The organism is Sphingomonas sp. (assembly GCF_013816785.1).
Classification (GTDB): Bacteria; Pseudomonadota; Alphaproteobacteria; order Sphingomonadales; family Sphingomonadaceae; genus Sphingomicrobium.
The window spans coordinates 1-12,742 of sequence record NZ_JACDDV010000011.1 but is presented as its reverse complement, the minus strand read 5'-3'; the positions used below and the strand labels follow the sequence as shown (position 1 = coordinate 12,742).

General features: G+C 65.4%; 13 protein-coding genes. 4 read left to right on the top strand and 9 right to left on the bottom strand.

Features of this window, described 5'->3' with window-relative positions:
• Nucleotides 1-3: 3 nt before the first annotated feature.
• From H0W65_RS04090 to hflK, 8 genes are all read right to left on the bottom strand, one after another.
• A complete protein-coding gene (locus H0W65_RS04090; RefSeq protein WP_294004204.1) occupies nucleotides 4-1,977 on the bottom strand; it encodes an OPT family oligopeptide transporter in 1,974 nt (657 codons plus the stop codon).
• 113 nt (nucleotides 1,978-2,090) lie between these two features.
• Nucleotides 2,091-3,281 carry a M20 family metallopeptidase gene (locus tag H0W65_RS04085; RefSeq protein ID WP_294004201.1) on the bottom strand — a complete coding sequence of 397 codons (1,191 nt, stop codon included), beginning with the start codon at nucleotides 3,279-3,281 and terminating at the stop codon, nucleotides 2,091-2,093.
• A 44-nt stretch (nucleotides 3,282-3,325) separates the two neighbouring features.
• Nucleotides 3,326-3,643 carry a hypothetical protein gene (locus H0W65_RS04080; RefSeq protein ID WP_294004198.1) on the bottom strand — a complete coding sequence of 106 codons (318 nt, stop codon included), beginning with the start codon at nucleotides 3,641-3,643 and terminating at the stop codon, nucleotides 3,326-3,328.
• A 68-nt stretch (nucleotides 3,644-3,711) separates the two neighbouring features.
• Nucleotides 3,712-4,110, bottom strand: a complete 399-nt coding sequence (locus H0W65_RS04075) for a nuclear transport factor 2 family protein (RefSeq protein ID WP_294004195.1) — start codon at nucleotides 4,108-4,110, stop codon at nucleotides 3,712-3,714.
• Nucleotides 4,100-5,740 (bottom strand): helicase HerA-like domain-containing protein, encoded by a 1,641-nt coding sequence (locus H0W65_RS04070; RefSeq protein WP_294004192.1) that lies wholly within the window; start codon nucleotides 5,738-5,740, stop codon nucleotides 4,100-4,102. Before H0W65_RS04070 ends, H0W65_RS04075 begins: the two co-directional genes overlap by 11 nt.
• A gap of 71 nt (nucleotides 5,741-5,811) precedes the next feature.
• Entirely contained in the window at nucleotides 5,812-7,377 is a 1,566-nt protein-coding gene (locus tag H0W65_RS04065; RefSeq protein ID WP_294004189.1) for a Do family serine endopeptidase, read from the bottom strand.
• An 81-nt stretch (nucleotides 7,378-7,458) separates the two neighbouring features.
• Complete coding sequence (gene hflC / locus H0W65_RS04060) at nucleotides 7,459-8,319, bottom strand: protease modulator HflC (protein WP_294004186.1); 861 nt, start codon at nucleotides 8,317-8,319, stop codon at nucleotides 7,459-7,461.
• Nucleotides 8,316-9,410: an FtsH protease activity modulator HflK gene (gene hflK, locus H0W65_RS04055; protein ID WP_294004184.1), complete on the bottom strand. Its 1,095-nt coding sequence runs from the start codon at nucleotides 9,408-9,410 to the stop codon at nucleotides 8,316-8,318. The genes hflC and hflK overlap by 4 nt, the downstream gene beginning before the upstream one ends.
• 92 nt (nucleotides 9,411-9,502) lie before the next feature.
• Between hflK and H0W65_RS04050 the strand changes: the two genes are divergently transcribed.
• The 4 genes from H0W65_RS04050 to H0W65_RS04035 are packed head-to-tail and all read left to right on the top strand — an operon-like array spanning nucleotide 9,503 to nucleotide 11,469.
• A complete protein-coding gene (locus H0W65_RS04050) occupies nucleotides 9,503-9,751 on the top strand; it encodes a type II toxin-antitoxin system CcdA family antitoxin (RefSeq protein WP_294004181.1) in 249 nt (82 codons plus the stop codon).
• The gene (locus H0W65_RS04045) at nucleotides 9,751-10,050 is read left to right on the top strand and encodes a CcdB family protein (protein WP_294004178.1); all 300 of its coding nucleotides are present in this window, start codon (nucleotides 9,751-9,753) and stop codon (nucleotides 10,048-10,050) included. Before H0W65_RS04050 ends, H0W65_RS04045 begins: the two co-directional genes overlap by 1 nt.
• A complete protein-coding gene (locus H0W65_RS04040; protein ID WP_294004176.1) occupies nucleotides 10,050-11,003 on the top strand; it encodes an Mrp/NBP35 family ATP-binding protein in 954 nt (317 codons plus the stop codon). The genes H0W65_RS04045 and H0W65_RS04040 overlap by 1 nt, the downstream gene beginning before the upstream one ends.
• A gap of 28 nt (nucleotides 11,004-11,031) precedes the next feature.
• A complete protein-coding gene (locus H0W65_RS04035) occupies nucleotides 11,032-11,469 on the top strand; it encodes a CoA-binding protein (RefSeq protein WP_294004172.1) in 438 nt (145 codons plus the stop codon).
• Here the strand turns inward: H0W65_RS04035 and H0W65_RS04030 are convergent.
• Nucleotides 11,466-12,742: metallopeptidase TldD-related protein (locus H0W65_RS04030; protein ID WP_294004169.1), on the bottom strand; the 1,277-nt coding region annotated here is incomplete at its 5' end. The two genes, H0W65_RS04035 and H0W65_RS04030, sit on opposite strands and share 4 nt — an antisense overlap.

The following is a 12,742-nucleotide window of genomic DNA, read 5'->3' as shown; positions in this document are numbered from 1 at the left end:
TGCTTAGGCCGGCAGGGCGTGCGCGGCCTTGCGCCGTGTTGCCGCGTAGAGCCACAGGATCGAGCCGGTGAAGACGGTCAGGCCAATAGGGACCGCGAGCGGGAAGTCGGTGACCAGCGCGAGCGGCGTGTCATTGTCGGTAGCGCCGACGATGGCGGCGAAGGTGACACCGAACAAGCTTTCGCCGACAATGAGCCCGGTGGCCATGAGGACGCCGAGCCGCTGGGCGAAGGGCGGATCGGGGGCCCGCTCGACCGCTTTATTGTAGAAATAACCAAGGACCGCGCCGACCGGGATCAGCAGGGTGAGGGCCATCGGCAAATAAATGCCCATTCCAACCGCGAGCGGCGGCAAGCAGCCGCGTTTGGTGGCTCGTAAAATTTCGTCGACCGCAACGGCCATCACTCCAATCGCGGCGCCGAGGCCGATCAAATTCCAGTTAAGGTTGCCGCCGAGAACGCCTTGCGCGATCGCCGAGATCAGCGCCGCCTGCGGCGCGGCGAGCGCGTTGGGGCCAGCGCCCGGCGCCCCCTGAAAGCCGAAAGCGTCGTTGAGAATGGTCAGTATCGGCGGGATAACCAGCGATCCGAAAATCACGCCGAGCACCAGCGCGACTTGTTGCCGCCATGGAGTAGCGCCGACCAGCTGGCCGGTCTTCAGATCCTGCAGATTGTCATTGGCGATGGTTGCCACGCCGAAAATGATTGCGGTGACGAACAGCGCGAACGCGACCAGACTTTTCGAAGCGTCGACCCCGATGTCGCGGCCAAAAATGGCGGCGAGGATCAGCGAAATGCCGAGCACCGTCAGAATGCCCACGCCCGACACCGGGCTGTTCGACGCGCCGATCAGGCCCGCCATATAACCGGTGATGGCGGCGATCACCGCACCGGCGAACAGGATGTAGAGCAGGCTGAGGCCGATCGTCAGCCCCGGCGCCGCGGCGATTGGGTTCGTGCTTGCGAAGGCGTGGAGCAACAGGCCGATCGGGATGAGTGAGAACAGGATGGTCCCGCCGACGATACCGATCGGCAGGTCGCGCTCGGTCAGGGGAAGGCTGTCCTGCCCGCCGACCGATCGCGCCCGGCTGGCGGCGATGGCCGAGGTGACGCCCTTGACGATCGGGCCGAGGATGCGGAGCAATGTCCAGATCGCGGCGACGCCGATCGTGCCGGCGCCGATGAAGCGCACTTTCTCGCGGAACACCGTGCCGACCAATGTGTCGAGGTCGGCCCCGGCGGTGATTCCGGCGAGGCCGGTCTGCCACGGGACAAGCACGAACCAGCTAATGATCAGGCCGACCAGCATGGCGATGCCGACGGCCATGCCGACGAGGTGGCCCACCCCGATCAGGGCCATCGACAGGCTGGTCGAGACAGTTGTCGCGCCGGAGCCGAAGCCGAAGCTTCGGGCCGCATCGGCGACCGCAATCTTGGTCTGGGCGAGAAGCGCAAAGGCAGCCGAGACGAGCGAGCTCAGGACGATGGCGGCGAGGCCGCGCCTATTCTCCTCTGCCCCGCCGACGCCGGCGCCGACTTTCAACACTTCGGCCGCGGCGACGCCTTCGGGATAGGGGAGGTCCGATCCGGTGACGAGCGCGCGGCGGAGCGGCACCGAGTACATCACGCCCAGGATGCCGCCGAGCGCAATCGTTGCGGCCGAGAGCCAGAAGGGAAACCCAGTCCACCAGCCGATCATGATGAGCCCGGGCAGTACGAAGATGATCGCGCTCAACGTCCCCGCCGCGGAGGCGATGGTCTGGACGATATTATTTTCCTGGATAGTCGCGTCGTTAAAAAATTTGAGCACCGCCATCGAGATCACCGCCGCTGGGATCGAGGTCGCGAATGTGAGGCCCAGCTTCAATCCGAGATAGACATTGGCGGCGGTGAACAGGGCGGTGATCAACGCGCCGAGGATCACGCCGCGAAGCGTGAGCTCTTTAAGGCTGGGAGCGGGGATCGGGGTCGAAGCCATAGGAGAATTCCCAAGGGAAAGTTGATGAAGTTGATGATGAGCGACGATTCTCGACGCTCCCAGCCGGATCAGAGCCAAAATCAATCATAAATTCGCTGTGTAGGACAGCAAAATCAGCTCCACCCCTCGGCCAGGAGGCGCGTCGCGAAGGCGCAGTGAAGCGCGACCCCGATCGGCAACGCTGCCTCGTCGATCATCATCCCCGGATTGTGGAGCGGCGCTCGGCCTTTGGCCTCCTCCCCCGCCGGCCCGACGCCAAGGAAAGCCATCGCGCCCGGAACGCGCTCGAGCACATAGGCGAAATCCTCGCCGCCCATATTGGATGCGGGCGGCTCCCAAAAGGCGTCGCCCGCCAACTCACGGATCAACGCGACCGCGCGCGGATCGTTGACAGTCGGCGGATAGCCCTGCTCGATGGCGACTTCGGCGGTGCAGCCGTGTGCGGCAGCGACATGAGTGCAGATCCGCTCGAACGCGGCGCGGCCGCGTGCGCGAGCCTCGGGCGACAGCGTGCGCAGCGTGCCGAGCAGGTCGACCGAGTCGGGCAGGACGTTGTGGGTGGTGCCGGCGGCGATTTTGGTGATCGACAGGACGATCGGGTCGGTCACGGGGGTGCGTCGCGCGACCTCGGTCTGGAGAGCCAGCACCACTTCGGCGGCGACCGGAACCGGGTCGATCGCATCGTGGGGCATTGCCGCGTGGCCGCCCTTGCCGACGATGCGGGCGATAAGCGTATCGGTCGAGGCCAGCATCGTCCCGGCGCGGCAGGCGATGGTTCCGTGGGCCAGCGTCGGCCAGATGTGGAGCGCGAAGGCGCCATCGGGGAGCGGATCGCCGAGCAAGCCTTCCTCGAGCATGGTGCGCGCGCCGTGGTGCCCCTCCTCCCCCGGCTGAAACATGAACAAGACGCGTCCCGACAATTGGTCGCGCCGCGCCGATAATATGCGTGCCGCGCTGACCAGCATGGCCGAATGGCTGTCATGGCCGCAAGCGTGCATCAACCCCGCCGTCCGGCTCGCGAAATCGAGCCCGGTCGCCTCGTGGATGGGCAACGCGTCCATGTCGCCGCGCAGGAGGGCCGTACGACCCTTGGTTGCCCCTTCCAGAACCGCGACGAAGCCACTGCATCGCGCGCTCCGGCGGAGGGTGAGAGGCAGGCCGGCGAGCGCAGTCTCAAGCTTGTCGCGCGTCGTCGGGCAGTCGAGGCCCAGCTCCGGCTCGGCATGAATCGCGCGGCGAAGTTTGATGAGGTCGTCGCGTTGCGACTCGGCGGCATCGGCGAAGGTGGTGAGATCGGCGGGCATGACGCGAGCCTAGCCTCGGCGACCCGTCACCTCAACGAGCCGTTTCAGGGATGGCCGACGAGGTCGCGGTAGCGCTCCTCACTCGTCAGCCGGTAATCGTCGACGTCGCGCGCCGCGTTGGCGGTCGCCGACGAGCGCTTGTTGCCCATCGCCACGTCGAATGCGACCAGCGCGTTCATCAGTGCCGCCGCTTCGGACGGGCAGGCCGACTTGACCGCGGCGCTATAGGCCGCGGCGTCGATTTTTCCCTGCCGGCTCATGGTCTCGAACGTCTTGAGGCACGTGGCGAAGGCCCGGCGCGGCGCGACAATCGACGATGGATTGGGCGCCGCCATCGCGATCGCCAACAACAGCGTAAACATCTCCGTACCTCTCCAACGGACATATTGACGGCCGGGATGATGGACTGTTTGCGGTGAAAATCAATGGGTCAGGTGAGTTTGCACCCAGGTGGCACCGGCGAGGAGTGGCGGCGCACCACCTGCCAGCTGGCGCCGACGCGGACCCAGACATCGGTCAGCAGCACCCGCTCGTCGATCAGCTGGCCGAGATAGCGCACCTTCCACTGGGCATCGACGGTCGCGACCAGCGTGTCGTCAAGCGCGACGCAATCGCTGACTCGAACCTCTAGGTTGGCGATGTCCATCCGCTTCAAGGCCTGGATCCATTGCTCGAGATCGACCGTCACCGACCCGGTCGAACGGATGCCGACCAGCTTGAACAGGGGGTGGATCAGACGGCGCAGCGTCACCTCATCCTTGGCGATCAGCGCGTCGCGCCATTCGCGCTCGAGCTCGCGGACGTCGAGGCAGGGCGCGTCAACGGCCACGCATCAATCCTCCAAAAATGCCGCGCAGCAAGGAATTGCCGAGCTGCCGCCCGACCGACGACGCCACCGCGCGGCCGGCAGATTGCATCATCTTGTCGGTCATCGTCGGCTTGGCTGCTTCGCGCGCGGCGCGGGCTTGCTCGCGCTCGAGCTCCTTCTGCCGGCGCTCCTCCTCGCGCATCTGCTGGGCGGCAAGCCGATCATCGGCGAGCTTGGCGCGGGCCGCTTCCTTGGCGGCGATGGCATCCTGCTTTGCCTGGAGCGCGGCGGCCTTCTGGGCGTCGGTCTCGGCTTGGACGGCGGCGGCGGCGGCGGCGGCCTCGTCGCCCTTGGCCTTGAGGATTTCCTCGGCGCTGTCGCGGTCGAGTAGCGTGTCATATTTGGCACCGATCGAATCGGTCTGGATCATTACCCCGCGCTCCTGCGGGGTAAGCGGTCCGACCCGAGAGCGCGGCGGCTTGATCAGCGTCCGCTCGACCGGGGATGGCGCGCCATCTGGCAGCAGAAGCGATACCAACGCCTCGCCGACCTTCAATTCGGTGATCACCCTGGTGACGTCGATCGCCGGGTTCTGGCGGAACGTATCGGCGGCCGATTTGACCGCCGCCTGATCGCGCGGGGTGAAAGCGCGCAGAGCATGCTGGACGCGGTTGCCGAGCTGCCCAGCGACAGTATCGGGGATGTCGATCGGGTTCTGGGTGATGAAATAGACGCCGACCCCCTTGGAGCGGACCAGGCGGACGACCTGCTCGACCTTTTCAAGCAGCGCGGCGGGCGCGTCGGTAAATAGCAGATGCGCCTCGTCGAAGAAGAAGGCAAGCTTGGGCTTGTCGGCATCGCCGACCTCGGGGAGCAGCTCGAATAGCTCGCTCAGGAGCCACAGGAGAAAGGTCGAGTAGAGGCGCGGAGAGGCCATTAGCTTGTCGGCGGCGAGAATGTTGACGATCCCCTTGCCGCTATCGTCGAGCTTTAGGAAATCCTCGAGGTCGAGCGCCGGCTCCCCGAAGAAATGGTCGCCGCCCTGGGCACGAAGCTGAAGCAGCGAGCGCTGGATGGTACCTACGCTGGGCTTCGACACATTGCCATATTCTAGCGTGAGCTCGTCGGCGCGCTCCCCAATGTTGACCAGCATCGCCTGCAGATCGTCGAGATCGAGAAGCATCAGCCCCTCCTTGTCGGCGACGTGAAAGGCGATCGCCATCACGCCTTCCTGGACCTCATTCAAATTCATCAGGCGCGACAACAGCAGCGGTCCCATTTCGCTGACCGTCGTGCGGATCGGGTGGCCGGCTTCCGCGAACAAGTCCCAGAACTGGACCGGAAAGCCCTCATAGGCCCAGTCGGTATAGCCGATCTCGGCGGCGCGGGCGGCGAACGCCTCATGCGGCTTGCCGGTGGCGGCGCCGGGCATGGCAATGCCGGCGAGGTCACCTTTGACGTCGGCGAGGAAGGTCGGGACGCCGGCGGCGGACAGCCCCTCGACGATGCCCTGCAGCGTGACGGTCTTGCCGGTGCCGGTCGCGCCGGCGATCAGCCCATGGCGGTTGGCGCGTTTGAGCTCGAGCTGTTGCGGATGCTCGCCGCCAGGGCCGGAGCCGATGAAGATGCTGGTCGTGGGATTGCTGGCCATGGGGTCGCGTCTCACTCCTTCGGCATTTGGCGCAAGCCTAAGCCGAAGGAGGGAGCGCAACAAGGCTGTGTTTAGCGAGCGCCGATGTTGACGCCGACAAACTGCTCCGGGCCCGTCCGCGGCTTGATCAGCATGAGAACGCTGGTCCGGCCCGCCTTTCGCGCCGATTCGACCGCAGCGAGAACTTCTTGCGGCCGTGAAACCGGCTGCCGGTTGACCGAGACGATGACAAATCCGCGAGCGATGCCCTTTGTCGCCGCGTCGCTGTTGGGATCGACCGAGGTCACCACGACCCCCTTCTGTGTCGCGGGCAGGCCAAGCGCGCTAATAATCTGCGGGTTCAGGGCCTGCAACGACAGGCCGAGCGCGCTGCCGGGCGTGACCGGGGCCTCATCGCCTAGCGGTTGGCCGTCGTCGATGCCGCCGCCCTGCTGCTTGGCCAGTTCTTCCTCGGTCGGACGCTGGCCGACCTGCGCCAAGATGGTCTGTCGGCGGCCGTCGCGAATGATGTCGAGCGGGACCCGAGCGCCGACCGTGGAGTTGGCGATTAGAAACGATACGGTCTCGTCGGGTGTGACATCCTGCCCGCCAACTCGCAGGATGACATCGCCCTGCTGCAGGCCGGCGCGGGCAGCCGCAGCGCCCGGGACGACCGAACGCACTAGCTCGCCGCGGTCTTTGGGCAGGCCGAGCGAAGCTGCGATACTTTCCTCCAATGGCTGAAGGCCAACGCCGAGATAGCCGCGCTGAGGGCGTTGGCCGCGGCGGAGCGCATCGATAACGGGTTTGGCCGCTTCGGCCGGAATGGCGAGGCCGATGCCGACGCTCGCGCCGGTCGGAGAGATCAGCGCCGAATTGATACCGATGACATTGCCGGCCATATCGAACATCGGACCGCCCGAATTGCCCATGTTGATGCTGGCATCGGTCTGAATGTAGCGATCGTAGGCGCCATTATTGGAAATGCCGCCGCGATGAAGCGCGGAGATAATCCCGGCGGTCACGGTGCCGCCCAGACCATAGGGATTGCCGATTGCAACCACCCAGTCACCAACCCTGGCGCGGGTTGAATCGCCGAAATTGACATAAGGCAGGTTGGCCGCGTCAATTTTGAGAAGCGCAAGATCGGAGGCGGTGTCACGCCCGACGATCCGCGCGGTATATTCCTTGCGGTCGGTGAGGATGACCGTGACAGAGTCGACCGTCCCGGTGCCGTCGACCCCGGCGATCAGATGGTTGTTGGTGACGACGTAGCCGTCTGGCGAAATAATGAAGCCCGAACCGAGCGATCCGGCCTCGCGGGTCTGCGGCGAGGCGTCACCAGGTTGTCCCGGCGTCTGTCCCTGCGGAACCTGACCGCCGAAGCGGCGGAAGAATTCCTCGAACGGGTCGACCTGGCGGCGGACCGGAACCCGCTGTTTGGTGGAAATATTGACCACTGCCGGCTGCAACCGGGCCGCAAGGTCGGCAAAACTGGTCGGAGCGCCCGCGCGCGGCGACATGGCGGAAGGCGCGTTCTGCGCGACCTGCGCCCCGGCCTCCCCGGTCGCTACCGAAAAAGCGGTCCCTCCCAAAAGCAGGGCCATGGCAACCCCATAGGCATAACGCACGGGTCGAAACTCCTTCGTCGGCTTCATTCTTGGTCCTCGCTTGGCTTTTGCGATGCATGTCGCGACGCTAGGTCAAGCGCATGAACGCGAATTGAACAGGGCTGGTGCCTATCGTCCAGTAAATTCCTTCAGATAACTATTGTTCGGCGACAGGATCATGGTCGTCCCGCCCGCCTTGTTCTCGGCATCGCCGATGAACGTCGTCTGATAGGACTGCATCGCCCGGTAGAAATCGTAGAATTGCGGATCCTTGCCGAACGCGGCGGCATAAATCTGCGCCGCCTCGGCATCGGCCTCGGCGCGGATGATCTGCGCCCGCTTCGATCCTTCGGCCCGGATCGAGCGCGATTCCTGAAGCCGCGCGGTGCGCATCCGGTCATAGGCAGATTCGAGCGGCGTGCCGTCGGGCAAATCTGCCTTCTTGATCCGAACGTCGATGATCTGCGCTCCATATTGCCGCGCGACCCGGTCTAGCCCGGCGCGGATATTCTCCATCGCACCTTCGCGCTCAGGGCTGAGCAGTGCCGCGAACGGCCGCTTGCCAAGCTCATTGCGAAGCTGTGAACCGAGGATCGGGCGCAACGCCTCTTCGACCCGGTCCTCGCTGCCGCGCGCACTGATATACATGCGCAGCGGATCGACGATGCGGTAGCGAGCGAAAGCATCGACCTGCAGCCGCAACTGATCGGTCGACAGGACCTGCTGCTTTTCCATGTCGATGTCGCGCACGCGCTTGTCGATCCAGACGAGGTTTTCGGCGAACGGAATGCGGAAGACGAGTCCGGCGCCGCGGTCGCCGAACCTTTGCCCAGCGTCGAACCGATTGACGATCCGCACCGGCCGGCCGAAGCGGGAGATGACGCCTTGGCTAGTTTCCGGCACGACCGCGATACTGCTCAAGAGCAGGATCAGGACGAAAAATCCGATTAGCCCCGAGGCGAACGGGTGGCGGCGAATGGTGTCGATCATTGGGCCGGCTCCCGCGGGACCGAGCGCTTGACTTCGCTCAGCGGCAGATAGGGGGTCACGCCGGGCGTTTCGACGATCGTCTTGTCGACGTTGCGAAGCACCCGCTCCATCGTCTCATAATACATGCGGCGGCGGGTGACCTCGGGCGCGAGCTTATATTGGGCATAAACTTTGTCGAACGAGGTCGCCTCGCCCTGCGCAAGCTGACGCAGCTGCAGCGCATAGGCGTTGGCTTGGTTGACGTCGCTCTGCGCCGCCTGCTGGGCGGCGGTGACCGCCTTGAACGCCTCGTTGACCGCGGCCGGCGGGTCGGCCTGCTTGACCGCGACGCCCTGGATCAGGACGCCCGACTGATAGAAGTCGAGCGTTTGCTGCATTTCCTCGCGTACCCGCGCCTCGATCTCGCCGCGCTTGTTGCCGATGGCGTCGTTGAGCGTCACCTGCGAGACAATCTGCCGCATCGAGCTTTCGGCGACCTGCTTGATGGTGTCCTCGGGCTGGGCCAGCTCATAGAGGTATTTTTCGGGGTCGCGGATGTTCCAGCGGACCTGATAGGCGATATCGATGATGTTCTGATCGCCGGTCAGGACCAGCGTCTCCTCCGCGGCCGAACCAAGGTCGATGTTGCGGATCTCCTCGACGTTCAATTTCTGCACACTGTCGACCGGGAACGGCAGGGTCAGGCCGATGCCGGGCCCCAGTGTGTGGCTGTAGCGGCCAAAGCGGGTGACCACGCCGCGCTCTTCCGGCGAGATGCGGTGCATGGTGCTGAACAGGAGCAACACCGCCGCAACCGCAAGCGCAGCCCACAGGAAGATCGATCGGTCGGGCCGTCCCCCGAACCCGCCGCCGCTGCCGCCGAAGCGGGTGCGGCTACGCTGCAGGAATTCGTCGAGCGTCGTCGCCGGATTGCGCCCGCTGCCCGACGGACGCCGCTTGGGCGGATCGCCCCACGGCCCCTTGGGCCCGTTGCCCGAAGGGGGCTCCTCGCCGCCCCCTCCGCCCGATCCTGGAGGAGAAGCGCCCCAGGGGCCCTTAATGTCGCTGAAAAGGCCGCGCCAACGCGCTCCCCAACCCGGTAAGATGGTCATGACCCCATAATAGGTAGGCTTTCGCCGAATAACAGTGTGGCCGGTCGAAAAGGCCAGTAGCATCACTTGTCGCCAAGTTGTGCGCATAGTATATGCGCATGATGAATATCCAACGCTCATTGAGGAGGCGCGGCACGAACGTGTCACTCGACGCCGCGCTGGTCGACGAAGCAAAGACGCTGGGCATCAGCCTATCGCAGTCGTGCGAACAGGGACTGGCAGCCGCCGTCAAGTCGGAGCGCGAGCGACGCTGGCTTGAGGAAAATCGGCCAGCGATCGAAGCCTACAACGCCTACATCCGCGATCATGGAGTTCCGCTGGCGCGCTTTCGGCAATTTTGATGGCGCGGTTCGACGTTCATTCGTTGCGCGACAATGGCGCCTTGGTCGTGATTTGCCAGGCTGACGCGCTGGGATCGCTTGAAACCTGTTTCGTCATTCCATTGATGCCGCGAGCGGATACGAGATGGTCGATGCCGCGGCTCGCGCCGGTCGTAGCGATCGGCAACGACGAATATGTATTGGCCATCCCTTTGGCCGCAGCGGTCCCACAGACCATGCTTGGCCCAATCGTCGGTTCGCTGGCGCATGAGGATCTTACGATCTTAAACGCCTTCGACATGTTGGTGAGCGGCATCTGATGGCGGCGGATCCGCTGGCCCCGCTCGACGCACTTGCCGATGCGCCGCGAATCCGCAGCCGCAAATGGGTCGATGGGGTGGCGAGCCTGGTAGTCGATGCGAGCGGGCTCGATGCGGCCGGGCGCGAGGTTTTGGAGGGGCAAATCAAGGCGGCGTTGCCGGAGGCGCGGGCGGTGCGCATCGCGATGACTGCCGCGAAGTCGGAGCGGCGGATCGTGGCGGTGGGATCGGGCAAGGGCGGGGTCGGCAAATCCACGCTGACCGCCAACCTCGCGGTCGCGCTGGCGCGGATGGGCAAGCGGGTCGGGCTGATCGACGCGGATATCTATGGGCCATCGCAACCGACCCTGCTCAACTCGCACGACAAGCCGCGCGCCGAGAAGGAGAAATTGTTTCCGGTCGATACGCCCTATGGCGTCAAATTGCTGTCGGTTGGCCAGCTGGTGCCAGCCGGCCAGGCACTGGCGTGGCGCGGGCCGATGGCGTCGGGTGCTTTGACCCAGTTGATCGAGGGCGCATGGGGCGACACCGAGCTGATCTTGGTCGACCTGCCGCCCGGCACCGGCGACGTGCAATTGTCTCTGATCCAAAAGGCGCGGCCCGACGGCGCGCTGATCGTCTCGACGCCCCAGGACCTCGCGTTGATCGACGCCGCGCGGGCGATCGACTTGTTCGGCAAGACCAGCGTCCCGGTGATCGGCCTGGTCGAGAATATGGCGGGCTATGTGTGCCCGCATTGCGGCGAGGAAAGCGACCCGTTCGGCAGTGGCGGGGCGGAGGCCAGCGCGGTGCGAATGGGCGTGCCCTTCCTGGGGAGGCTGCCGCTATCGATCAGCCTGCGCAAAATGTCGGACGCGGGCACTCCCCCGGCGGCGGGCGAAGGCCCGGCGGCAGACGCTTTCCTGGCCATCGCGCAGCGGCTGCTCGATGAACTGGAGAAAGTCGGCGGCTGAAGCATTGGTGCAGCGACAGGAGAAGCTTATGCCGCTGACCGACCCCAAGGACATCGCCGACTTGCTGCAGAATGCGCGGACCATCGCCATGGTCGGCGCCTCGGACAATCCGGGCCGGGCCAGCTATGGCGTGATGAAGTTCCTGCAGGATCAGGGCTATCGCGTGATCCCGGTCAACCCACGCATTACGGGCGAGCATGTCCATGGCGAATATGTCTGGCGCGAGCTGGCTCAAATCGGCGAGCCGATCGACATCGTCGATATTTTCAGGAAGTCCGAGGAGGTTGGCCCAATCGTCGACGCGGCGATCGCGGCCGGAGCCAAGGCGGTGTGGATGCAGCTTGGCGTCGAGGATGCCGAGGCTGCGGCGAAGGCCGAGGCGGCGGGGCTCAAGGTGGTGATGAACCACTGCCCCAAGATCGAGTTCGCCAGGTTAGGCTTAAATCGTATTTCCGAGCGAAATTAAGCGCTCGCCACCGTCATTTCGGGCACCAGCAGCGTCGGACTGTCGATGCCGCGGCGGAAACGGAGGTCAGTGGCGGGCTCCAGCGTGGCGAACATCGCCTTCAAATTGGAGGCGATGGTGATTTCGGCGACCGCCGGGCCTATCTCGCCACCCGAAATCAGGAACCCCGCCGCACCGCGCGAATAGTCGCCGGTGACGCCGTTAACCCCCTGCCCGATCAGTTCGGTAACGAGGATTGCATCGCCCAAATCGGCGATCATTGTTTCACGGCTCCGAGTGCCCGTGGCGATGTAGAGATTCGATGGACCCGCACCCGGCGCGCCCGAGACGCCGCGCACGGCGTGGCCGGTCGGCGTGATGCCGAGTTGGCGCGCGGACGCGCTGTCAGCCAGCCAGGCGGTGAGAACGCCATCCTCGACCAGGGCAACCGGCCGGACCGGAAGCCCTTCGCTGTCGAACGACCGGCTGCGCAGGCCGCGTTGGCGCAGGGGATCGTCGAGGATCGTCACACCCCTGGCGAAGACTTCCGTGCCTAGAGCTTCGAGCAAAAAACTTGCCTGGCGCGCGATCGACGACCCGGTGATTGCGCCGACCAGATGGCCGAGCAGCGTGGTAGCGACGCGTGGGTCGAACAGGATCGGCATCTTTCCGGCCTTGACCCGCACCGGACTGAGCCGGGCGACTGCGCGGGTCGCGGCTCGCGCACCGATTTCCTCAGGCGTCTCGAGATCGGTGAGGTGGCGCGCCGAGTGCCAGCCATAGTCGCGCTGCATCGTCTCGCCTTCACCGGCAACGACGCTCGCCGAGCGGCTGTAGCCGGTGGCACGGGTCGCGCCCGAAAAGCCATGGCTGGTGGCGATGGCGAACGACGAGGCGGAGGCCGAAGCGCTCCCCCCGTTGGAGTTGGTCACGCCCGGGACGGCCCGTGCCGCATCCTCGGCGGCGAGCGCGGCCTGGCGCAGCTCGGCCGGGTCCGGATCACCGCCGTCGTCGAGGTCGAGATCGGCCGGGTCGGCGCGCAGCAGCAACTCCTCGGGGGCGAGGCCGGCATAGGGATCCTCGGGCGCTTCGCCGGCCATGGCGTAGGCGCGATCGACCAGGGCGGCGAGGGCATCGGCGCCGAGGTCGGACGAGGCGACACTGGCGCTGCAGGTCCCACGGAACAGGCGCAGGCCAATCTCCTCGCCTTCGCTCCGATGCACATCCTCGAGCGCGCCCAAGCGGACGGTGACGCCCTGCGAGCGCTCGCCGACATAGACCGCGTCGGCGGCGT